Origin of the sequence: Aquamicrobium zhengzhouense (assembly GCF_016124105.1) — a bacterium.
In the GTDB taxonomy this organism is placed as follows: Bacteria; Pseudomonadota; Alphaproteobacteria; order Rhizobiales; family Rhizobiaceae; genus Aerobium; species Aerobium zhengzhouense.
Window position 1 is genome coordinate 183,950 of record NZ_JADGMQ010000003.1, and the last position, 22,898, is coordinate 206,847.

The 22,898-nt window shown below is 58.5% G+C and carries 20 protein-coding genes and 2 tRNA genes; 10 read left to right on the top strand and 12 right to left on the bottom strand.

From position 1 onward, the window contains the following. From nusB to IOD40_RS07045, 3 genes are all read left to right on the top strand, one after another. Positions 1 to 507: a transcription antitermination factor NusB gene (nusB, locus tag IOD40_RS07035; RefSeq protein ID WP_198475751.1), complete on the top strand. Its 507-nt coding sequence runs from the start codon at positions 1 to 3 to the stop codon at positions 505 to 507. Continuing rightward, positions 504 to 1,730: an MFS transporter gene (locus IOD40_RS07040; protein WP_198475753.1), complete on the top strand. Its 1,227-nt coding sequence runs from the start codon at positions 504 to 506 to the stop codon at positions 1,728 to 1,730. Before nusB ends, IOD40_RS07040 begins: the two co-directional genes overlap by 4 nt. Before the next feature lie 166 nt (positions 1,731 to 1,896). Further along, positions 1,897 to 4,035 (top strand): sodium-translocating pyrophosphatase, encoded by a 2,139-nt coding sequence (locus IOD40_RS07045; RefSeq protein ID WP_198475755.1) that lies wholly within the window; start codon positions 1,897 to 1,899, stop codon positions 4,033 to 4,035. Between the two features lie 67 nt (positions 4,036 to 4,102). Here IOD40_RS07045 and IOD40_RS07050 read toward each other — a convergent pair whose 3' ends face one another. Next, positions 4,103 to 4,249 carry a hypothetical protein gene (locus IOD40_RS07050; RefSeq protein WP_210336818.1) on the bottom strand — a complete coding sequence of 49 codons (147 nt, stop codon included), beginning with the start codon at positions 4,247 to 4,249 and terminating at the stop codon, positions 4,103 to 4,105. Between the two features lie 120 nt (positions 4,250 to 4,369). Here IOD40_RS07050 and IOD40_RS07055 point away from each other — a divergent pair, with 120 nt between their 5' ends. Then, positions 4,370 to 4,642 carry a PepSY domain-containing protein gene (locus IOD40_RS07055; RefSeq protein ID WP_198475759.1) on the top strand — a complete coding sequence of 91 codons (273 nt, stop codon included), beginning with the start codon at positions 4,370 to 4,372 and terminating at the stop codon, positions 4,640 to 4,642. Between the two features lie 32 nt (positions 4,643 to 4,674). On the opposite strand, the gene IOD40_RS07060 is transcribed toward IOD40_RS07055, so the two are convergent. Together IOD40_RS07060 and IOD40_RS07065 are read right to left on the bottom strand one after the other, a co-directional pair. Further along, positions 4,675 to 4,749: transfer RNA gene (locus tag IOD40_RS07060), tRNA-Asn, on the bottom strand. Positions 4,750 to 5,198: 449 nt separating this feature from the next. Beyond that, on the bottom strand, positions 5,199 to 5,615 hold the full coding sequence (locus IOD40_RS07065) for a heme-copper oxidase family protein (protein ID WP_198475761.1): 417 nt from the start codon (positions 5,613 to 5,615) through the stop codon (positions 5,199 to 5,201). A 313-nt stretch (positions 5,616 to 5,928) separates the two neighbouring features. On the opposite strand from IOD40_RS07065, the gene IOD40_RS07070 reads away from it, so the two are divergent. From IOD40_RS07070 to IOD40_RS07080, 3 genes are all read left to right on the top strand, one after another. Then, a tRNA-Cys gene (locus IOD40_RS07070) sits at positions 5,929 to 6,002 on the top strand. Positions 6,003 to 6,058: 56 nt separating this feature from the next. After that, positions 6,059 to 6,733, top strand: coding sequence for a protein-L-isoaspartate O-methyltransferase family protein (locus IOD40_RS07075; RefSeq protein ID WP_198475763.1), 675 nt, complete (start codon positions 6,059 to 6,061; stop codon positions 6,731 to 6,733). Between the two features lie 192 nt (positions 6,734 to 6,925). After that, positions 6,926 to 8,299 (top strand): TolC family outer membrane protein, encoded by a 1,374-nt coding sequence (locus tag IOD40_RS07080; protein ID WP_198475765.1) that lies wholly within the window; start codon positions 6,926 to 6,928, stop codon positions 8,297 to 8,299. A 178-nt stretch (positions 8,300 to 8,477) separates the two neighbouring features. Here the strand turns inward: IOD40_RS07080 and IOD40_RS07085 are convergent, their stop codons facing one another. From IOD40_RS07085 to IOD40_RS07105, 5 genes are all read right to left on the bottom strand, one after another. Further along, a complete protein-coding gene (locus IOD40_RS07085) occupies positions 8,478 to 10,118 on the bottom strand; it encodes an MFS transporter (protein ID WP_198475962.1) in 1,641 nt (546 codons plus the stop codon). Between the two features lie 118 nt (positions 10,119 to 10,236). Then, positions 10,237 to 11,475 carry an O-antigen ligase family protein gene (locus tag IOD40_RS07090; RefSeq protein WP_198475767.1) on the bottom strand — a complete coding sequence of 413 codons (1,239 nt, stop codon included), beginning with the start codon at positions 11,473 to 11,475 and terminating at the stop codon, positions 10,237 to 10,239. Continuing rightward, on the bottom strand, positions 11,472 to 13,007 hold the full coding sequence (locus IOD40_RS07095; protein WP_198475769.1) for an undecaprenyl-phosphate glucose phosphotransferase: 1,536 nt from the start codon (positions 13,005 to 13,007) through the stop codon (positions 11,472 to 11,474). The genes IOD40_RS07090 and IOD40_RS07095 overlap by 4 nt, the downstream gene beginning before the upstream one ends. Positions 13,008 to 13,076: 69 nt before the next feature. Beyond that, a complete protein-coding gene (locus tag IOD40_RS07100) occupies positions 13,077 to 14,204 on the bottom strand; it encodes a glycosyltransferase family 4 protein (RefSeq protein WP_198475771.1) in 1,128 nt (375 codons plus the stop codon). Positions 14,205 to 14,212: 8 nt separating this feature from the next. Continuing rightward, positions 14,213 to 14,773 (bottom strand): polysaccharide biosynthesis/export family protein, encoded by a 561-nt coding sequence (locus IOD40_RS07105; RefSeq protein ID WP_198475963.1) that lies wholly within the window; start codon positions 14,771 to 14,773, stop codon positions 14,213 to 14,215. Between the two features lie 226 nt (positions 14,774 to 14,999). On the opposite strand from IOD40_RS07105, the gene IOD40_RS07110 reads away from it, so the two are divergent. Then, positions 15,000 to 17,096 (top strand): GumC family protein, encoded by a 2,097-nt coding sequence (locus tag IOD40_RS07110; RefSeq protein WP_198475773.1) that lies wholly within the window; start codon positions 15,000 to 15,002, stop codon positions 17,094 to 17,096. A 20-nt stretch (positions 17,097 to 17,116) separates the two neighbouring features. On the opposite strand, the gene IOD40_RS07115 is transcribed toward IOD40_RS07110, so the two are convergent. After that, entirely contained in the window at positions 17,117 to 18,286 is a 1,170-nt protein-coding gene (locus IOD40_RS07115) for a GNAT family N-acetyltransferase (protein WP_198475775.1), read from the bottom strand. Between the two features lie 54 nt (positions 18,287 to 18,340). Between IOD40_RS07115 and IOD40_RS07120 the strand changes: the two genes are divergently transcribed. Then, a complete protein-coding gene (locus IOD40_RS07120; protein ID WP_198475777.1) occupies positions 18,341 to 19,351 on the top strand; it encodes a polysaccharide deacetylase family protein in 1,011 nt (336 codons plus the stop codon). On the opposite strand, the gene IOD40_RS07125 is transcribed toward IOD40_RS07120, so the two are convergent. Then, positions 19,348 to 19,566: a DUF2842 domain-containing protein gene (locus tag IOD40_RS07125; RefSeq protein WP_198475779.1), complete on the bottom strand. Its 219-nt coding sequence runs from the start codon at positions 19,564 to 19,566 to the stop codon at positions 19,348 to 19,350. The genes IOD40_RS07120 and IOD40_RS07125 overlap by 4 nt on opposite strands. 148 nt (positions 19,567 to 19,714) lie before the next feature. Between IOD40_RS07125 and IOD40_RS07130 the strand changes: the two genes are divergently transcribed. Beyond that, complete coding sequence (locus IOD40_RS07130) at positions 19,715 to 20,815, top strand: COX15/CtaA family protein (protein ID WP_198475781.1); 1,101 nt, start codon at positions 19,715 to 19,717, stop codon at positions 20,813 to 20,815. 11 nt (positions 20,816 to 20,826) lie between these two features. Here IOD40_RS07130 and argC read toward each other — a convergent pair whose 3' ends face one another. Further along, positions 20,827 to 21,765, bottom strand: a complete 939-nt coding sequence (gene argC, locus IOD40_RS07135; RefSeq protein ID WP_198475783.1) for an N-acetyl-gamma-glutamyl-phosphate reductase — start codon at positions 21,763 to 21,765, stop codon at positions 20,827 to 20,829. An 87-nt stretch (positions 21,766 to 21,852) separates the two neighbouring features. Beyond that, complete coding sequence (gene speB / locus IOD40_RS07140) at positions 21,853 to 22,806, bottom strand: agmatinase (protein ID WP_198475785.1); 954 nt, start codon at positions 22,804 to 22,806, stop codon at positions 21,853 to 21,855. Between the last annotated feature and the right edge of the window lie 92 nt (positions 22,807 to 22,898).

Consider the following 22,898-nt stretch of genomic DNA (forward strand, 5'->3'; position numbering starts at 1 on the left):
TTGGCCCCGAAATCCACACCGGCTAAACCGGGCACCCTTCGCCCGGCAAACAAACGCGGTGTCGCGCGTCTTGCCGCGGTCCAGGCTCTCTACCAGATGGACGTGGCACGCAGTGGCATCCTTGAGATTACCGCCGAGTACGAACAGTTTCGCCTTGGCAAGGAAGTAGACGGCGCGCAGTATCGTGAAGCTGATCCCCAGTGGTTTCGTGCGATCCTTGCCGGGGTCGTCGAAAATCAGAAGACCGTCGACCCCGTCATCCGTCAGGCTCTGACTGATGATTGGCCGCTGTCGCGTCTCGACTCGACGCTGCGCGCGATTCTTCGCGCAGGCGTTTTTGAGTTGATGCGCCGTGAAGATGTGCCTGTTCCGGTAGTCGTCTCGGAATATGTCGACATAGCCAAGGCCTTCTATGATCAGGACGAGCCAAAGCTCGTCAATGCCGTTCTCGACCGCGTAGCAAAGCGATTGCGCGGGGAGGGCAAGGGCAAGGAGCCAGCGGCTTGACGCATGATCGGCTCTTTGACGAAGCGGTTGCACGACGCTCTGCTATCATCTTCGCGTCGTCTCAGGCCATCGTCGGATCAGCTGCTCCGATAACGATCTCAATCGGCGGCTTGGCCGGTTACTATCTGCTCGATGCGGACAAGTCGCTGGCAACGCTGCCAGTGACGGGCTTCACCCTAGGGGTAGCCCTCGGTGCAATTCCTGCGGCCGTCCTCATCAAGAGCCTCGGCCAACGCGCGGGCTTCATGCTGGGCACAGGCGCAACGGCGCTCGGTGGCGCACTCGCCACCTTCGCCCTTTTCGAAACGTCATTCTGGCTGTTTGGCTTCGCGCTTGCCCTGATCGGGCTTGGTGGAGCGTTCGTGCAGCAATTCCGCTTTGCAGCAGCCGACAATGCGCCGCCGCCTTTCAAGGCCCGGGCTATTTCGTTCGTGATGGCCGGCGGAATCGTCACCGCGATTCTCGGGCCACAGATCGTGATTTTCACGCGCGAGTTGCTCGCGCCAGTCATGTTCGCGGGATCCTTCGCCGCGATCGTCGTGCTCGCGGCGGTTGGCGCATTCATTCTTTCTTTTCTGCGAAATCGCGATAGCACATCCACCAATTCGATGGTGGATCAGGAGCCCGCTCGCCCGTTAACGACCATCATCCGCGAACCACGCTTTGCGGTTGGTCTGACATGTGCTGTCGGTTCATACGCGCTGATGAGCTTCCTGATGACAGGGGCTCCCATTGCTATGGTGGGCTGTGGGTTCACTGCGGATGAAGCGACCCTCGGGATCTCCTGGCATGTGATGGCGATGTACGCGCCAAGCTTCTTTACCGGCAAGCTGATTGCTCGATACGGCGCCAGTAGAGTAGTCGCTCTGGGGCTTGTGTTATTGCTGGTCTGTGCCCTGGTCGGACTGTCCGGGATCCAGCTTTGGCAGTTCTGGACGGCGCTGATCCTGCTGGGTCTCGGCTGGAATTTCGGCTTCATCGGCGCGACCGCCATGGTGGCCAATACGTATCGTCCGAGCGAGAAGGGCAAGGTCCAGGGCTTTCACGATTTCATCCTGTTTGGCGCGGTCGCGATTGCCTCTTTGTCATCAGGAATCGTCTATACTCGGTGGGGCTGGGACATGCTCAACTGGCTGAGCCTCCCGGTCATCGCAGTATGCTTCGTCGCTCTACTGGTGCTGAGCCAGTTGTCTGTGCGTGAACAGGCACTTAGCGACAGCTGACAAGTCGTCTTCGTCGAAATACATACAAACGAGATACATTAACTTGACGGCTGCTTAGTCGTTTCGCAAGCTGCGCGTGGAAGGCAGAAGTCCTTCGGGGTTTCTGCCTCTTCAAACCCGGCCCGGGGAGGGGTTTTTCGGGCCATCACGTGAGGAACTCCGCGAAATGACTATGCTTTATGTCGTCATTCTGTGCGGCTTGCTTTCTGTGGTCTACGCCGTATGGGCGACGCAATCGGTATTGGCGGCCGACCAGGGAAATGCCCGCATGCAGGAAATTGCCGGCGCGATCCGCGAAGGAGCGCAGGCGTATCTGAATCGTCAGTACACCACCATCGCCATTGTCGGCGTCGTGGTTTTTCTTCTCGCTTGGTGGCTGCTATCGGGGGCAGCAGCAGTTGGGTTTCTGATAGGCGCGGTCCTGTCTGGTGCGGCAGGCTATATTGGCATGCACGTCTCGGTACGTGCGAATGTGAGAACCGCACAGGCGGCTTCCGGTAGCCTCGCTGCCGGGCTTGATCTCGCTTTCAAGGCCGGTGCGATCACCGGCATGTTGGTAGCAGGCCTCGCTCTGCTGGGCGTTGCCGTTTACTACTGGATCCTGATCGGACCGTCAGGCTACGCGCCATCTGATCGCACAGTGATCGATGCGCTTGTTTCCCTCGGCTTTGGCGCTTCTCTGATCTCCATTTTCGCCCGTCTTGGTGGCGGCATTTTTACCAAGGGTGCCGACGTTGGCGGTGACCTCGTTGGAAAGGTTGAAGCTGGTATCCCCGAGGATGATCCCCGCAATCCGGCCACCATCGCCGACAATGTGGGCGATAATGTCGGTGACTGCGCTGGCATGGCCGCTGACCTGTTTGAAACCTACGCGGTGACGGTTGTGGCGACTATGGTGCTCGCAGCAATCTTCTTCGCTGGATCAGACGTTCTCGCGTCGGTGATGATCTATCCGCTGGCGATTTGCGGCGCTTGCATCATCACGTCGATTATCGGGACGTTCTTCGTCAAGCTTGGTGCGAACGGCTCGATTATGGGCGCCCTTTACAAGGGGTTGATCGTCACTGGACTTCTGACGGTTGTTGGCGTCGCGATTGCCAATCAGCTTACGATTGGCTGGGGAGAGCTTGGCGTCGTGGCGGGCCAATCGATTACCGGCACCGCACTGTTCGTCTGCGGCCTGATCGGTCTTGTCGTGACCGGACTGATCGTGGTCATCACCGAGTACTACACCGGGACCAACAAGCGGCCTGTAAACTCGATTGCGCAGGCCTCGGTGACTGGGCACGGCACGAACGTGATCCAGGGGCTCGCAGTCTCGCTCGAATCAACGGCGCTTCCGGCTATTGTCATCGTCGGCGGCATCCTGGCCACGTTCCAGCTTGCCGGTCTGTTCGGAACCGCCATTGCCGTTACGACCATGCTGGGCCTCGCTGGCATGATTGTGGCTCTCGATGCCTTCGGGCCGGTTACGGACAACGCTGGTGGTATTGCCGAAATGTCTGGCCTGCCGCCCGAGGTGCGCCAGTCTACGGACGCGCTTGATGCGGTGGGGAACACCACAAAGGCCGTGACAAAGGGCTATGCGATTGGTTCGGCGGGCCTTGGCGCGCTGGTGCTCTTCGCAGCATATTCCTACGATCTGGAATATTTTGCCGCGAACAGTGATCGCTATCCGTATTTCGCCGGGATTGGCGACATCTCGTTCTCACTGTCGAACCCGTATGTCGTCGCGGGACTCATCTTCGGCGGGCTTATCCCTTACCTGTTCGGCGGCATCGCCATGACGGCTGTTGGACGCGCAGCCGGGTCGATTGTCGAGGAAGTGCGCAAGCAGTTCCGCGAAGATCCCGGCATCATGGCCGGCACCTCTAAGCCGAACTATGCACGCGCGGTGGATATTCTCACGCGAGCGGCGATCAAGGAAATGATCATTCCTTCGCTTCTGCCTGTCCTCGCACCACTCGTCGTCTATTTCGGAGTGCTTCTGATCTCCGGATCCAAGGCCTCAGCCTTCGCGGCGCTGGGAGCGTCGTTGCTCGGTGTGATCGTTAACGGTCTGTTCGTGGCAATTTCCATGACCTCCGGTGGCGGCGCATGGGACAATGCGAAAAAGTCGTTCGAGGATGGCTTTACCGACAAGGACGGTGTGAAACACTTGAAGGGATCCGAAGCGCATAAGGCATCGGTTACAGGTGACACCGTTGGCGACCCTTACAAGGATACGGCAGGGCCTGCGGTAAATCCCGCAATCAAGATCACCAACATCATGGCCTTGCTGCTGCTGGCGGTCATGGCGAACTAGCGGTCCGCAAACGCAATCGGCCGCAGGGAGACCCATTGCGGCCGATTGGTTTTATCCTGACGCTAGATCAAAAGTTATGCCTTTCTGACGAAGGATTGCGTCGGCCCATCCGGTTTGGAGCCGAAATCAGCGCGACCGGCTTTCGTGACTGATTTTCCTTCATGATCACGTAGCCAATCCAGGCGAGGCTTCCGACAAAGAGCATTTTCAGCATCATCTTTCTCCTTTCGCCTCCAACAGCGGAGGGCAGAGATCGGTTCCGCGAATTAACCGTGGAACGGCATGCGCCGCTTCTCGTTCATCATCTCCAGGAGATCGATCAACAGGAGCGAGCATGTTGAAGAAGTTGGCATTAGCGGGAGCTCTAACTTTTCTGACGCTGGGTGGTGCTCAGGCACAGAATGAGAATCAAAACGCCACGACAGCTGATTCACGCAAGCCGTCAGAGATTCTCGCGCTCATCGAAGGGCGCAATGATTTCGCGCGACTCGAGGAGATGAAATGGGATGACGATGGCTACTACGAAATCGTCTATCACACGGCTGACAAAGCGCGGGTGGAGATAAATATTGACGCGAAGACAGGAGAGCCCGTTGACGGGCGGTGAGGCGCTAAGCGACCTTTTCTCTTGAAGAGAGGTGGCTCCCCGGGCCGGATTCGAACCAGCGACCAACCGGTTAACAGCCGGTTGCTCTACCGCTGAGCTACCGGGGAATGGCCTGCTCACGTGAACGAGGCTGCGTATACAAAGCCTTTTCTGATTTGCCAAGCCCTATCTGCACTTTTCGTGTTTTTTCCTGTCTCGCGCTGGTGTTTCCACATTTGGCGTCTCATATCTGGCCGGGTTCAGCGTGTGAAAAGTGAAACACCATGTGCATCGATGAGCAGGAACGTCGCCCGAGACGAAAGATATCGCTGTTGGGGCGTGAGATTCTGCTGCCAGAATCGCGTGCTCTACGAGTCACGATCGGAATCGCGCTGGTTTTCGGTGGTTGCCTCGGCTTTTTGCCGATTCTCGGCTTCTGGATGATTCCGCTCGGCCTTTTGATTCTGTCTTACGAGTTCGCATTGGTACGCCGGTGGCGGCGCCGATCCGCCGTCTGGTGGGCTCAAAAACGGAATCGCCGGCCCAACAGGCCTCGTTAAGACCAGGACATGCCCATTCAGCCCACAGGGTCAGTACGAATCCGTGGAATGTCGGCACGACTCTTCCTGCCGTCCCGCAATACGATCAATCCGAACATGAGGACGCCAATGAAGACGATTATGGACGCAACGGCTACAATCGGCTCCAAGGCGGGATTGCCCGTTACCAGCAGATAGAGGGAAGGGGTCATCAGGACCACGCCGAAGGTGTAGGTGTAAAACTGAACCCTGGCGAGGCGTCTTGCAGCGCCGTCAGGGTTAAGCGCGTGGTAGGTCCCGAAGATGGCCATCGTCACCCAACCAAGCAGGTTGATGTGCGCGTGCGCACCTACTGCACTATGGTCGTGACTGATTGACATATGCAGCCCAACGAGAACGCCAGCGATTAAAAAACCGAGCGCGCAAAGATAGTACATTCTTGAAATCAGCGGCATCGTGTGTCCTCCCCGAACCGCAAGATGCCGACCTTAACTCCCGTCTGGGTCTCAGTGCTACTGACCGGCGGTTGAAGTCCGCGCTGAGTCGCAAAACGAGGTTCCTACAAGAATCATCTCTTTGGCGGATCCGATACCGCAACAGACGTAAGTAGCCGAGTTGCGGCGGTGAATGGGTGTATGCATGGCTCTCGCCACTGTCTCATTCCATATATCGAGTGTCCGCCAACGATATTTCGTATAATGGCCCGTGCCCGCTTGACGGGTTCCATTACCTAACATATTGAGACCGCGGAACGTTTGGAAACGTTAAGGCCTCGTGGCGGAGTGGTTACGCAGAGGACTGCAAATCCTTGCACGCCGGTTCGATTCCGGCCGAGGCCTCCAATCCTTCTTATACGTTCCAGCCGATGCAATTCGCGTAGCGCCAGACAGGTTGAGTGATGACGGTCGATTTTCAGCAGCTTCGGGTGAAGATGGTCGACGGTCAGGTCCGTACCACCGACGTCACGCAGGTCAGCCTGCTCGCCGCGATGCTGTCCGTTCCACGCGAAGAGTATGTTCCTGAGGAACGTCGCGCGCTTGCCTATATCGACGAGGACATTGAGCTCGCGCCGGCGGGTGAGGGTGCAGAGGCTCGTTACCTCATGGAGCCGTCGCCGTTCGCCAAAATGGTTCAGGTCGCGGAGATTCGTCCAGGCGATCGGGTGCTCGATGTCGCGTGTGGAACCGGCTATTCGAGTGCCGTCCTCGCGCGCCTGGCGTCCGAAGTCATTGCTTTGGAGAGCATCGCCACGGTGGCAGAGCGTGCCAAGTCGATCCTTGAGGCGCAGGGCGTGGGCAATGTCGAAGTTGTCCAGGGAGCGCTTGCTGAAGGGCATTGCGTCAAGGCTCCCTACGATGTCATCGTCATCAACGGCTCCGTTGATGAGGTCTCGAAGGAACTGTTCGATCAACTCGCTGAAGGCGGTCGCTTGGTTGCAGTCGTCGGCACCGGCAATGCTGGTCGCGCCGCGATCTACGTAAAGGACGACGGACACGTATCAGCTCGTACAGTATTCAATGCAGCTGTGCGTCCTTTGGCTGAGTTCGCTCGCACAATCGCTTTCGAATTCTAAGCTTTTCACGAAAAAAGTCTTGGAATGTTACCGATCGGTAACGCCACCTCGCGCAAACTTTGTGTATTGTCCCGCTTGATTTCTCCCGGTAGTCATATGCCGGTTGGCTCATCAGGCGCGCTCCGGCGCGGGGGATGGTTTGCGTTCAACTGGGGCAGGTACCTGCCTCAGCGCTTTTGAAAGAGGTGGCACTTGTTTTCTGTCCGCAAAGGTTTGTTTGCCGCGTTGCTGTCTGGGGTCGCGCTGGCATCGACACCGTCGTTCGGTGAAACGTTGCAGGGTGCCATGTCGAAGGCATACACCAACAATGCCAGCTTGAATGCGGCGCGTGCCGGGGTTCGGGTCACGGATGAAGGTGTTGCGATCGCGAAGTCGGGCTGGCGACCCGCCATTGGTGCGAGCGGCAGCCTTACCTACACGAAAAACTCAGGTGTCGAGATTCGCACCGGCTCGTTCGGTGTCCAGATTCAGCAGTCGATTTTTGACGGCTTTCAGACGCTGAATTCGGTCCGGTCCGCCGAATCTCGCGTCCGCGCCTCAAATGAGAGCTTGCGCAACAGCGAGCAGGATATCCTCTTCAATGCCGCTGCAGCGTATGTGGATGTTCTGCGCGACCGACAGATTGCCAACTTCCGCGAGCGCAATCTTGCGTTTCTCGGTGAGCAGGTCCGTGCAGCCAACTCTCGCCTCGAAGTAGGTGAGGGCACGCGAACAGACGTTGCCCAAGCGCGTGCACAGCAGGCAGCCGCTGTTGCCCAGCTCAGTGCAGCTCGCGCTCAGCTGCAATCTAGTGAGGCAACTTACTACCAGCTTGTCGGCGATCGTCCGGGCAAGCTCGATGTGGCCCGTGCTGCCAGCCATCTGGTTCCTGCTTCGCTGGAGCAGGCGCAGGCCATCGCGCTGTCCGAGCATCCGGCAGTGCGTGCCAGTGAACACCTCGTGGACGCAGCCGCATTCCAGGTAAAGCAGGCGGAGGGTTCGCTGCTGCCGCAGTTGAGTGCTCAGGCCGGTGTCTCCTCCAGCGACCGGAAGACCTATTCGGACCTTCCCGGCGTGCGTGAACAGGATGGGAGCTCCACCACGGCTTCTATTGGCCTGAACCTTTCGATTCCGATCTATCAGGGTGGGCGCACCTCAGCGACGATCCGCCAGGCGAAGGAATCGCTCGGCCAGGCGCGCATTGAGGTTGATGTCGCTCGCGACCGTGTACGTCAGGCTGTTACCGCGGCTTGGGCGCAATATGTGGCTGCCCAGCAGATGGTCTCTGCCGGCCGTGAGCTTGTCTCAGCAGCGCAGCTTGCGCTCAGCGGCGTTGTTGAGGAGAGAAACGTGGGTCAGCGCACCACGCTCGACGTACTCAACGCGCAGGCGGATGTGATTTCCGCACAGATCAGCCTGGCAGGTTCGGAACGCGACGTGGTCGCAGCAAGCTACGCGATCCTCTCCTCGATGGGCCGCCTTGCTCCGGATCGTCTCGGCCTGAACGTCGCGCTTTACGACCCCACCGAGCATTATGATGCCGTGAAGAACAAGTGGGTAGGAACGCGGACGCCTGACGGCCGCTGATAGCGACGCTTCGCACCCGAGAATTAGGAAAAGCGGCTGACGGTAAACGCAGCCGCTTTTTTGTTTTCCTTCTACCGCCGATGCGCTCCATCCTTAGGTGAGGCGCGGATTTACCGGCAGAGCAATGCCGCTGACCGCGCGCGCCTCAAAGAGGACGCGCTGACGGCTGCAGGCTTGCTTACTGCTGGTGCAGTTCTACGACGCCCTTTGGATGAATGTCCCATTCTCGGCGGCCTGTTGGGCGCTCGATCATCCGGTGGACCGTTGGCGGGTGCTCACCGGCATGCAGCCGGCGGATTTCGTCGCTGACGAGAGCATCTGCATGGGTCATGCGCTGATTGTAGCGGACATATTCAAGCCACGTCGGCAGATGATAGCTTTCCATCCAGCGTTCCGGATGCTCCAGATCCCGCATCAGGCTCCAGCGGCGAGCGCCATCCCGCTTCCTGATCCGCCTTCGCTCCCCCATCATTGCAAGGAAGGTGGGCGTGTCCTTCTCATCAATGATGTATTCGATCACGATCTTCACCGGGCCGCTTCGCGGGGTGATGTCCAGCTCGAGAGCAGGCTCCTTCCAACGGTTTATCGGGTCGAGGTTGAGGGATTCCAGCGCCGGCAGCGCGATAGACTTTATCAGGCCGACGGCTGCACCCGCGGCCATCACAAGGGCAGCGATTTGCAATGCCGCTTCAGGGCCCGATGTGTCGGCGATGCTTCCCCATACCCAGCTGCCGATTGCCATCCCGCCAAACGTACATGTGTGATAGAGCGACAGCGCGCGGCCGACGACCCAGCGCGGCGTTGAGAGTTGAACGGTGATGTTGAAGCTGGACAGCGAAATCACCCAGCATGCACCCGCCAGAAGCAAAACCGCCACTGACAAGATCGCGCCAGGTGCGAAGGAGAGCGTCAAGGCAGAGACCGCAAAGCCGATGAAGCCTAGCCGGGCAATTGCCTCAGTTGTCATGTGCTCGCGCAGATAGCCGCTGGCGACAGCGCCACCAACTGCACCGACGCCGAACGCCCCGAACAGCACTCCATAGAGGAATGCGCCGCCGTCCAGCATATCACGCGCAACGATCGGCAGAAGCGCCACGATGGTGATTACACTGCCGCCGAACCAGAACCCGCGGTACAATACCTTCTGCAGGTTTGGCGACATCGCCACGTAACGAAGCCCCGCCACAATGGCGAGGCCGAGTGGTTCGCGGGGGAGAGTCGATGCGCGTGGTGCCGGCTTCCATCGGACCAGCACGATCAGTAGCGCGATATAACTTACAGCATTCACCGCGAAGGCGGCGGCGGCGCCGAAAGCGGCGACGATTGCACCGCCGATTGCCGGCCCGACGCTTCGAGTGAGGTTGAACCCCATGCTGTTGATCGCGACTGCTGCCGGGATGACGTCGCGTGGAACCATATCACCGACCGACGCCTGCCATGACGGGTTGTACAGCGCTGTCCCGCAGCCGATCATAAATGTGAAGGTGAGGAGCAGCCAAGGTGTCAGCATGTCTTCATAAGCGAAGACCGCTAAAACGATGGATATGAAGAACATGAAGCCCTGGGCGAGCAGCATCACGCGACGCCGGTTGAAGTTGTCCGCAATCGCCCCGGCCACCACGGAGAACAGCATGATCGGCATTGCCGTGGATGCTTGAACCAATGCCACCATGTCCGCTGAAGACGATATGATCGTCATCAGCCACGCTGCGCCGACCGTCTGGATCAGCGAGCCGAAGTTGGAGGCGAGGCTGGCAGACCAGATTGAACGAAAAACCGGTTGGCGAAATGGAGCGAGTGGAGATGCAGATGACACGATTTAAAAGAGACCCCATAAAATTATGCAGCTGGTGCGGGCGCACCTAGCGTAACTCAACTTTTCGATTCGAGCTTAGCGAATTTGCAAGGCCGAATTTCGGCTGGGTTGGCGGCAACGCCTACCGGAGGTGCGTTGCGTTGCGCTGATGCCGCTGCTCAAGCGCCATCGCGCCCCAAATCAGGCCAAGAAGCAGGTAGAAATGCCGCCAATGGTCCATGTCAATGACGGTTCCGAGGCCGATGTGACCGAGAAACACAACGTAGGCGCATAAGAGGAACGGCTGCCAGGGGCGATCGCGAAAGAGGATCCTGAACCCTCCGATCACTGTCCATGCTATGAGCGTGAGGAACGACGCAAAGCCGAGCCATCCATAGTCCATCAGGGCCTTGAGCCAGATGTTATGAGTGTCTTCACCGAGGAGACGGCCGAAATTGAGAGGACCAATCCCTAATGGATGCTCCATAGCCATCTGGAATCCGATAGCGAAGCGAGCAAATCGCCCTGACTGCCCACCATCGTAATCCTGAACCAGCTTGGCGCGCGTCGCAAAGAAGTCCGAGACGCCGGGGAGTTGCAGAGCGAACAGGATCGCTGCGACAAGGATCGCAAGTGCCAATAGGGACATGAGTGCAATGCGAAGGCGGAAGAGGCCGCTCCGCGATTGCAAAAATAACGCCGCAATCATCAGGACGCCTGCAACCGCGAACAGGCCCCATGCTCCTCGGGAGAATGAAAAGAAGATGGCGGAGACCAACACGACGAATGCGCCTGCGGTCACAGGCATCAAAAGCGGGTTGCCCGTCAGTAGGCGGTGGAGCAGCCAGATGGCGGGCAGGGCTAGGAAGGGGCCGAAGACATTAGGATCGGCAAAAGCCCCCGACGCACGATCGTAAAGGGTGAACATTCCGGCGCCGGGGAAAAGGCGAAAGTAACCAGCAATGCCGAGCAGCCCCGTGACAAGCCCGGCCGCAACCCAGGCAAGAAAGATCAGGCGATAACGTGAGTGATCGGCTTCGACGATCGCGACGAAAAACACAGCTGTCAGGGCAAGAAAAATCGAGACCGCCAGATACATCGGCGTCTCGTAAAGGTCGGACATCACCCCCATCGAGATGAAACCGCCAATGTTGAAAAGCACCAGCAGCGTGAGCAGCACCGCCGCGTGCCCTGAAATACGCAGGCCGAACAGCGCCCAGATGCCGAGCAAGGCTGCCATGTAAAGTTCGTACGGTGCGGGCTCGTGAATCACAAAGCCCCCGAGAAATACGCCAAGCGTAACCGCAGCCGATGTAACGATCGAGATCGCCTTGGCCTGAACTGCCGCGCGCGGCAAACCGCTTTGCGTCAACTCACTCAATATGCGTTCTCGGAATTCAGGAGCCGGATTGGGGTGAGGAACAGGATCTTGAGATCCAGCCAAAGCGACCAGTTTTCGATGTAATAGAGATCGAATTCGGTGCGTATCCGGATCTTTTCGTCATTATCGATCTCCCCACGCCAGCCATTTACTTGAGCCCACCCCGTGACCCCCGGCTTGACCCTGTGTCGCGCGAAATATCCGTCGACGACCTCGTGGTAGAGGAGATTGCGGGTCTGTCCTGCCACTGCATGCGGTCGCGGACCGACGAGTGACAAATGCCCCATCAGAACGTTGAAGAACTGGGGCAGTTCGTCGATTGAGGTCTTTCGGATAAACCTGCCGACGCGAGTGACGCGCGGATCGTTCTTGGTGACTGCGTTTTTCGCGCTCGGGTCGCATTGCTCGACATACATTGACCGGAACTTGTAGACATCGATTGGCTCGTTGTTGAAGCCGTGCCGCGTCTGTTTGAAGAGTATGGGCCCTTTGCTATCGAGCTTGATGGCTACGGCCGTCGCGAGCATCACCGGAGCGAAAAGGACGATCCCCAACAGGCTGAAGACGACGTCGCAGCTACGCTTTACCACTGAGTCCCAGTCATTGATCGGCCGGTCGAATATATCCAGCATCGGTACGGAGCCGATGAACGAGTAGGAGCGTGGCCGGAAACGCAGCTGGTTTGAATGGGCAGACAGGCGGATGTCGACCGGCAGTACCCAGAGCTTCTTCAGGAGCGACAGCACGCGTTTCTCGGCAGTGAAAGGCAGGGAAACGATCAGCATGTCGATGCGGGCAATCCGGGCAAATTCGATTAGCTGAGCGACCGAGCCAAGTTTCGGATAGCCCGCAATGATCGGGGGCGAGCGCGTGTCGTCGCGATCATCGAAAAACCCGCAGATGCGAATGTCGTTGAATGGCTGGCGCTCGATGGAGCGGATGAGAGCTTCTGCTTGTGAGCCGCCACCGATGATAACTGCGCGTCTTTCCATTCGGCCATTGCGCGCCCAGCGGCGCACAAGGCGCGCAACAATGCTTCGAAAGGCCAGCATTCCTATCAGGCCGGCAGCGAACCAGCTTGCTGCCCAAACGCGCGAGAACTCGATCGAGATCTTCAGGAAAAAACCAATCGCAGCCATCGCAGCGAGGGCGGATGTCCATACAAGAAGGCATGTCCCAAAGGCGAGCAGGGGCTGTTGCAGCCGCGCGAGCTGGTAGTTGCCAGCGATCTCCAGCAGCACCACGCTTGTAGCAGAGCAGGCTAGGATCAGCGGGCCATAGTACCAAAGCTGGCCGGCCTCCCATCCGACATAAGTAAGCCAGAGCCCTATTCCGCTTAAGACCAGTAGCGAAAACTCTAGGATACGCACGACACCGATGACCATGACCGGTGACATCGTGTCGTGCCTGTACTGCGTCGCAATTTGCCGGGCGAGCGGGCTGATCTGAGCGTTGAAGGCGCTTCCGCGCTCGTCCTTAAACGATCGAACCGCGTCTAGCGTGAAGTTATGATCGAGCTTCTTCTTTGGCATCTGCAATCTCTTGGCTGCAGATGACTTACAGGAAAGCTGCTAAGGAAATCTTGACCCTCTGCCGTAGAGTTAGCTGAGCAATGACGTGCGATAGGCGGTTTCGATATTATTCGACATGGTCGCTACGCTGAAGCGACTTCGAAGTTCATCGGCCGGCGGCATTGTTTTCAGGTACGCAGCTTCATTTTCGAGGACACGAACCATGGTCGACGCAATGCTGTTCGCGTCGGCTGAAACCAGGGCAGGGGATGAAGCACCGAAAATTTCCGGTATTCCACCGACCGCGGTTGCTATCATGGGCTTGCCTGCAGCGAGTGCCTCAAGAACCAGATATGGCATGGCCTCGGCACGCGATGGGACAACTACAGTCCGTCCAAGCGCAAAGGCGTCCCGCGCCGGTATAGGAGGACGAAAGGAGACTGCAAGGCCGAGCACTTCCGCCAGTCTCTTGTAACTCTGAAGATCAGGCCCATCGCCGATCATGACCGCCCGGATCTTTCTCTCGGTGATTGTCTCCGCGTTCGCGAGCGCCTGTAAAAACAGATCCGGCCCCTTCAGGCCCCGCATCATCCCGATATAGATGAAGTCTGCTGCGTCGGGTGCCGGAGCTACGGGGATGAACTCGCTGGGGGCCAAGCCATTGTGGAACATGGACATAGGCACTGACGCGGATCTGCTGATTTTCTCGCGGAACGCCTGCCTTTCGTGCTCCGAGACAAACAAGATGTGGTCGCTCAACCGGGTCAGCATCCGCTCGATCGCGAACAGAAGCCTACCTTTCCGAGTGGCGGGGTCGTAATGCAGCACGCCGCCATGCGGAGAATAGACGCGGGCAACGCGATACCTGAAAACCCGCAACACTGAGCCGAAGACTCGCACAAGCGCGCCACCCTTGGCGCCATGCCCGTGCAGCACGTCTGGCCGCAATTCCTTGATCAATCGATATGTACGCCAACCCGCCGCGAGATCTGCCGCGCTGATGGCGCGCCTGATGGGCATACGAAGGACGCCCAGCTCCAACTTGTCCTGTATCTGCTCAAAGTAGTGTTCCTCAAGCGGTCCGCCTGTCGAGGAATCGCAGATGATGCCCACCTTGTGGCCTGCTGCGGCCTGCGCCTTGGCGAGGTCTCGCACGTGCCGGAATATGCCACCTACCGGCGAACGAAAGCAGTGGATGATGCGAAGGCTTTGATCCACGTCACGCTCTAGAAGAGGCGTTCGCGAACGTAGATCGTGTCGCCCGGAAGCACAGGGTCGGAGGTGGGTACGCGCCCTGTCATGACCTCATTGTTGATCGTCCTCGTGATATCAACGTTGGTCTGGTTGGCGCGCGGGGTAAAGCCACCAGCGGAGGCTACAGCTTTCTGGACGGTGAGCCCGGGCACATAGGAATACTGACCGGCGGCGCCGACCTCGCCCATCACGAAGATGGAACGGTAGCGATCGACCTCGACCGAGACGTCCGGATCGCGCAGGTAACCATTGCGCAGCTTGTCAGCGATCAGCCGCTCAATCTGCTGGACCGTGTGGCCACGTGCAGGAACAGCGCCAACCAGCGGAAAGGAGATGTAGCCGGACTGATCGACAGCGTAGATGTTTGTCAGCGAGTCCTGCTCGAAGACGGTGACACGAATGCGGTCGCCCGCGTCGACGACATAAGGTTTGCTAGTTGCTTCGTGGAAGGCCGCGGGAGCCGGCCGATAGCTGGAACATCCAGAAACTGCGAACGCAGCGCAGAGGATGAATGCAACGGTCGGGCGCTTCATGGACAAGTGGCTACTTCCAGATTGTGGACGGCGCCGGATGCCGTCTCTCTTGGAAGCGAATTTGTGCTGACAAGGTTAATGGCCGGTAAAAGCCTGGAAGTATTTGTCCTTTTGGCTGGCGTTGCTCTCGCGCTGTCTGCACACCAGAACAGGCGGTTACTCATCGTTTAACTCCTCGGTTACCATACGCATTTACCATGCTGCAGACGTGTATCGGAGTTTGCGCATGTCTGGGGCTGGAACGGCGGACGTTGATGTTGATCTTGGCAGGTTGTTCGGCAGCCTGTCACGAAATTGGCGGCGCATTGCTGTGGCGGCAGCAGGTACGACTGCAATCGCCTTCATGCTCGCTTCGATGGCAACGCCGCATTATCGCGCTGAAACGCGTGTGCTTATCGAAAACCGCGAGTCTATTTATACCCGGCCCACCGGCGCTACGAGCGAGGCAGACCGTCCGCTGCTCGACGGTGAGGCGATAGCAAGCCAGGTCGAAGTCATCGCTTCGAACGACATCTTGCGCGACGTCGCTCGCAAACTCGATCTGGCCAAGCATGATGAATTTGGTGCCGCCGGACATACTTCAACGCTTGGGCATCTGATGATCCTCGCGGGGCTGAAAAACGATCCTTCGCAGGCTTCTGTCGAGGACCGGATCATCAAGGCGATGCGCGAAAAATTGAGCGTCTACAATGTCGACCGCTCACGCGTCATCGTCATCAGCTTCTCGTCGACGGATTCGGCTTTGGCTGCCAAAGTTCCGAACGCGATAGCCGACGCATATCTCGACGTTCAGGAGCAGGCGAAGCGCCTGACGACGGCAGATGCCACAGAGTGGCTCGAGCCGGAGATCGCCGACCTGCGCCGTCGTGTGCGCGAGGCTGAGGCGCGCGTTGCAGACTATCGTGCGACCGCTGATCTGCTCGCGGGGCAGAATAACTCCGTTCTCGCCAATCAGCAGCTTTCGGAAATCTCGACTGAGCTTTCGCGTGTGAGTGCGGCTCGCTCCGCAGCCCAGGCGCGCGCCATTGCGATCAAGGATGCGCTGGCATCGGGTGCATCGGTAGAGACGATCCCTGAAGTCCTGAATGCGCCTGTGCTGCAGCGTTTGCGAGAACGCCAGGCGCAGCTTTCATCGGACCTTGCTGACCTCTCGACGACCTTGCTTGGAAATCATCCGCGCATCCGTTCGTTGAATGCGCAGCTGTCCGAGCTCGGCCAGCAGCTTAGGAACGAGGCAAACAAAGTTCTCGCATCTATCGAAGGCGACGAGCAGTCAATGCGGACGCGTGAGACGCAACTTACGGCCGACCTCAACCGCCTCAAGGCTGCGGCGGCGCAGGCAGGCGGTGACGAAGTCGAGCTTCGGGCGCTTGAGCGCGAAGCCGCAGCCGAGCGTGCGTTGCTTGAATCCTATCTAACCCGTTATCGCGAGGCGGCTTCCCGCGCTGACCGGAATTACCTGCCGGCGGACGCGCGGATCTTCTCCCGCGCGAGCCAGCCTTATGAGCCATATTTCCCGAAAGTGTTGCCGATCACGATGGCGGCGTTTGCCGGTTCGGCGCTGATTCTGATGATTTTCACCTTGCTCGCGGAGCTGTTCAGCGGGCGCGCCATGCGGGCGGCACCCCGAGCGATCGATCCGGTTGAGGAAGTCGTCATGCCAACATACTCAGCGGCAGATCACCTAGGCTTCGCGGATGAGGGCGAGGTCGTATCGGCCGCGGCGCAGACTGAGCTTTTGATCAGCGATGCTGCCAAGCTCCTGGCAGAAGCTGATTTCACACGTGCAGTCTTCATCTCTCCTGAAGGAGATGAGGCGGCAGCCGCGTCCGTCATGGTTGCGCGCGAAATATCTGATATCGGCTTGCGGGTTGTCTTTCTGGACCTGACATCTACCGGCGCGCCATCGTCCTCGATGCTGGAGAGCAGCAGATATCCGGGCATCACCAATCTTCTGGCGTCCGAGGCGCAGTTTTCCGAAATCATTCGCGGCGATCTTTATTCGGATTGCCACGTCATCGCCGTCGGTACGGCCGAGACAGAGAAGGCGATGCGGGCCATCGATCGCTTGCCGATCATCCTGGCATCATTGGAAACCGCTTACGACCTGATCATCATTGAATGCGGACCTACAGATGCCGAGAGTCTTGCCAGGGTGATCAGTGAGACGACGGAGATTCTGGTGAGTGTCATCGAGCGGGAAGAAGTTGCGATCCAGGAAACTGCAGCTGATCTCGTCGCCGCAGGATACGGTGAGGCCTTGCTTGTCACGCCGGTAGGCTATCAGGCTCCACCCGCGCCTGAAGGAAGATCGGTGGCGTGATTGCTCAAGCACCGCTTGGACTATTGGTCATGCGGTGTTGACCTGGTTCCAGCCACCTTGGTCCGCAATTGCTTAAGGACCGACCAGAGTACGGCATTTGATTTGATTAGGCGCACGGCGTGGCCGCGCGCTGTCGAGATCGCCCATGCGGCTCGCCCTTTGGCTGTGAGCGGCAGCAGGGTGTCAAACTGCCATGTTTCGACGTCGCACCAGCTACGCTTGTAAGGTTCATCCCCGACACTGAAGTCGTAGAGCGACTTCCCCGCGTTACATGCCTCTTCAATGCAAAGGTAATCGAAGAAGAAGCCGGGGCTGAGGTTCGCTCCCATCTCAACAATTCCACCAAAGTCACAGACAACGCTATGTTCGTTGATGCTCATCCCGTGGACGGCGACGAGCTCGCCGTTGATCTCGATGCCTTTGACCTCGAATGGACGATCCCCGTAAACCAGACTGCTGGAATAAAGTCTGCGAAAGAAAGTCTGAACTTCAAGCGGCGCAAATACGTTCGGAATACCGCGCTCTGCGAACCGGGCAGCCTTCATCATGAAAAATGCATCGAGCAGCCGGTCGACCTCTTCCGGGGATGACGCCTTGATGACCCGGTAGCCTCCAATTTCATCGAATTTCCGCTGGTTGTGGCGGAATTTTTTTTTCTTGCGACGTCCTCCGTTGCGCTTGAGAGCAGCTTCAAGGCCGTCCCTAAGATCTACGGCAAGGGAAACATTGGGACTGCGCATCGCGGCAAGCTTGCGAAGTGGATTTTCCAGGTTCCCATGGTTGGGATTCTGTCTCTGAAGGCTGATGAGATCTATGTCGGGTCGCGAGGCCTGCACAGCGGAGCAGATGGCTTTGATGTCGGCCTCCTCAACCAATCCGGCGTCCGGTACAACGGCGGGAAAGTTGCCGTTCGCGTGTTCTGCGGACGGGAATTGAGCGATGGCAAACGGCCCTTCTCGAACCACTTCAAGTGCAAGCGCGAAAACCGGAGCGCCACCTTTGCGCAGCATTATGATGACAGCATCGGAACCGCTGGCCTCTACCCAAGCGCGTATCCAAAGCGGATGCTGAGGGGGAGCAAAACGCGCGTCTTGGCAGAACCTGTCGTAGGCTGAGAGCCCGATATCGTCCGCCGGAAACACCTCCACCAGCGGGGCGTACGTTTCCCTCGCCGCGTTGCTGTCAACCATAACGCAATCCTTCCGCCCGATACTGCACGCAACGTAGTCGAGAAAGGTGAATCAATGCTCGACGCCAGTGAGGTCGGACAGAAGCTGATTCTGAGCGCTGGTTATTGGTCCGGCGCGTCTGTGCTGGCGAACCGGTTCCTGTCGCCGTCGGGAGGCATCTTGATGTTGCACAGGGTAAACCGTGGTGGCCCTTCGCCTCTGGGCGTGAATAGCCATCTGACGATCTCGCCGGAATTCCTTGACCGATTGTTGTCCGATTTGCGCGGCGGCGGGCTCTCTTTCGTCTCCATGGACGAGATGGTTGACGGTTTGCAACACAGGCGAAAAGGCATGATAGCCGTCACTCTTGATGACGGTTGGCTGGACAATTTTACCGATGGGCTACCCGTCTTTCAGTCTCACGGAGTGCCATTTACCGTTTACGCAACCACAGGGTTCATGAGCGCGCAGGTTGAGCCCTGGTGGGAACTGGCGGAGGAGTTCGTTGCTCGTGGAGGAGAAATTCGCTCGCTGGGCCACCGCGGTGAAAGCTTGCGGCAACGAGCGCTACGGCTGATGCGATATATTTCCGCTGAAATGGATGAACAGGATCAGCAAGCATTCCTGGCGCGGATTGGTGCGATTGATACGGCAGCGCCTCGTCGGTTCATGGATTGGAACGAACTGCGCGTGCTCGCGGCTCACCCGTTGGCGACAATAGGGGCCCACACGGTCCATCACTACAATCTTCGTCGCCTCGATGAAGCTTCAGCTTTCTCAGAGCTTGTCGGCAGCGCAGACCACATAGAGCGGGAGATTGGCGTTCGGCCCAAGCATTTTGCGTACCCGTACGGATCGGCAAATGCGGCAGGTGCCCGGGAGCTCGACTTGGCTCGCCGCGCCGGTTTCCAGTCCGCCGTTACGACGCGGCACGGTGTCCTTATGCCTGAACACCGTCACCACCTGCATGCGCTTCCCCGCATTTCGATCAATGGGAACTATCAGCGGATAAGCTATGCGCGCACGTTGCTGTCAGGGCTAACGACACTGTTGGCCAATCGCGGTCAGCGGCTGGTCACGCTCTAGCGGGTCTTGGGGCGAGGGGGCGTCGCCATCCATTTGATGATGACCATCGCAGGCAACACCCAGAGCAGGCCGGTGAAGAAGAAGTAGGCGAGGTGGACGAGTGGTCCGGACTCGGCAAGCTGTGCCACCGCGACGATGGTCGCGACAATCGCGTAGATGCTAACCAGCAGCACCAGCAGCACTGTACCAATCAGTTTCTTGAGACGTACGGGCATCGCTATTCTTCCTTTGACGGCGTTCTATGCCGCATGGGTGCAGGGCGCAAACGGTTTACGCCGCGACGGCGTGTCGCGTGGCCTTCTATTGCGTTGCGTCAGCGGATAAGAGACGAAACGCGCACTTGTCTTCGTGAAGGTGACCTGCATGGCCGGACACGCGGCATCAAATGCCTCTACTCCAATTCTCGCAATGGATCGCGAACAGCACAACCGCCGCCTTGTTCGCTGGTGGCTCTACGTTGTCTTGCTGGTCCTGTTCGCGTTGTTCGTCGTCGGTGGCGCAACGCGCCTGACGGGGTCTGGCCTTTCAATTACCGAGTGGAAGCCGATCCATGGTGTCATACCACCAATGAACGAGGCTGAGTGGCTCGAAGAGTTCGATAAATATCGCGCCATCCCGCAGTATGAGCAGGTCAACAAGGGCATGTCCCTTGGCGAATTCCAGGTGATCTTCTGGTGGGAATGGGCACATCGTATCCTCGCCCGTGGTGTGGGAATTCTAGTCGCGGTTCCATTGGTGTTCTTCTGGGTATCCGGTCGGCTGGAACAGCATCTCAAGCCGAAGCTCGTCGGCCTTCTCGCCCTTGGCGGATTTCAAGGGTTTATCGGCTGGTGGATGGTCTCCTCCGGTCTTTCTGAACGAGCCTATGTCAGCCAGTACCGCCTTATGACGCATCTTATGCTGGCTTGTCTCATCTTCACGGCCACCATGCTCATTGCGCGCGGGTTAGCTCCACATAGTGCGGGACCGGCGAAAGATCGGACACGCAGCTTTGCCGGATGGCTTCTGGTCTTGGTGCTAATCCAGATCGCTCTGGGTGCGCTTGTCGCCGGGCTTCACGCCGGTATGACCTTCACCACTTGGCCGCTGATGGATGGCAAGCTTTGGCCCGATCAGCTGCTGTTGATGAACCCGTGGTGGATCAACTTCTTCGAAAACGTGAAAACCGTTCAGTTCACTCACCGCATGGGTGGGTACGTGCTGTTCCTGGCGGCTCTGTGGCATGCGATCGCAACATGGAGAACTGAGCCGGGTACGCCGCACGCGAGGCGCGCTTTGGTGCTGTTCCTGATGGTGTTCGTTCAGGCAGCTCTTGGAGTCGTGACGCTTGTGACAGCGGCGAGCCTTCATCCGGCCCTTACGCACCACGCCTTCGCTATCATCGTCCTTGGCTTCGCAGCGGCTCACTGGCGCGCTGCGAAGGGGAGCTATCCAAGCGAGACTGTCGTTATCAACGACAGATGAGGGAAGGCGGCTTAAGCCGCCTTGCCAATCATCAGTTCCATGTTCTGGACAGCAGCGCCCGAAGCGCCCTTGCCGAGATTGTCGAGTACTGCCACGAGGTTTACCTGCCCATTGCCCTCTGTGCCGCAAACAATCAGCTGCATGCGGTCGGTATCGTTCAACGCGGTCGGATCAAGGCGCGGCGCGGACGTTGCAGTGCCTAGCGGCAGTACCTCAACGATATTCTGACCTGCATAATGATCCGCCAACGCTTCGTGGAGGCGGGCCAAAGTGGTGCCCTCTGCAAGCAGATCAAGGTGCAGCGGCACCTGGACCAGCATGCCCTGCGCAAACTTGCCTACGCTGGGGGCGAAGATTGGCGCCCGATCGAGTTTACCGTGAAGTTTCATCTCCGGCACATGCTTGTGGGCCAGAGACAAGCCGTACAGGAAGTGCGGCGAAGCAATGTGGTCTTCAGCGCCCGCATTCTCCATCTGCGCAATCAGCTGCTTGCCGCCGCCGGTATATCCGGACACAGCGTTGACGCTGATCGGGTAGGTGGCTGGAAGAAGGCCAGCGGAGACAAGCGGCCTGATCAGTCCGATGGCACCTGTGGGGTAGCAGCCTGGGTTGGCGACGAAACGCGCAGCGGCGATCTTGGCAGCCTGCGCCTTGTCCATCTCGGCAAAGCCGTAGGCCCAATCGGGGTTAACGCGATTGGCTGTCGACGTATCGATCACACGAGTAGTCGTGTTGCCGTCCAGCATTGCGACGGATTCGCGCGCAGCATCATCCGGGAGGCACAAGATCGCAATGTCGGCGGCGTGCAGCATCTCGCGGCGCAAATCGGCGTTGCGGCGGTCAGCCTCCGGGATCGACAGCATTTCGATGTCGGTGCGGCCTTCAAGGCGCTGACGGATCTGTAGGCCCGTTGTACCATGCTCGCCGTCGATGAAAATTTTCGGTGTCATTTCAATTTCCCGGGAAACCCAATTATATCAAGACCTTGGGTCTAGTTCCGGAATCAGACTAACCGGAACCTCAACCTGGATCTTAGCTTACGAGGCTGCAGCTTTTCGCTTCGCCAGCAGTCCAAGATAGTGCAGGGCAACGGTCGCGCCCGCGATAGCGGTTATATCGGCATGATCGTAGGCTGGTGCAACCTCCACAACGTCCGCACCCACAATATCGAGCGCCTCCAGCTGTCGAAGGACCGATAGCATTTTGGCGGAGGAAGGCCCGCCCGCTACTGGCGTTCCGGTGCCGGGGGCGTAGGCCGGATCGAGGCAATCTATGTCGAAGGTCAGGTATGTTTTTGCGTTAGCGGTACGCTCAAGAATGGCGCTTGCGACCTCGCTGGCTCGCATCTCTTCAAGTTCATGGCCATAGATGATCTTGAAGCCACAATCTTCTGGGGCGTGCGTGCGAATGCCGATCTGAATGGAGCGCGTCGGATCGATAATTCCTGCACGCACGGCACGGGCGACAAACGACCCGTGGTCAATGCGGCTGTCATCGTCGAACCATGTGTCCTGATGCGCGTCGAACTGCACGAGCGCCATCGGTCCGTGTTTCGCGGCGTGCGCCTTCAAGATTGGCCATGTGACGTAGTGATCGCCTCCAAGTGAAAGGAGAAAGCCAGCCTCGCTGAGGATGTGCGCGGCCTCGCGCTCAATCCGTCCCGGCGTCTCCTGATGGTTGCCGTAGTCGAGAAGGCAATCGCCATAATCGACGACCGACATGTTCTCGAACAGGTCGAGATGGAACGGGTATTGGGGGTCTACATCGAAGATGGCCGAAGCGCGGCGGATAGCCTGCGGACCAAAGCGTGATCCAGGGCGATTGGAGACGGCGGCGTCGAAAGGAATGCCCCAGACAACAGCATCTGCACCCGCCACATCCTTCGAGTATCGGCGGCGCATGAAGGACAGCGCGCCTGCGTAGGTCGGTTCCGCGTCGCTCCCGATGGCTCTGTCTGCCGTGAAGGCTCGGTCTATCGCGTCGGATGGCATCGTGATCTCCTACAATCGAGGATGGAAGCTATTGGCCGGAAGCGTCACATGCGCAACAAAAAAGCGGACCCGAAGGCCCGCTTTCTCTTGTC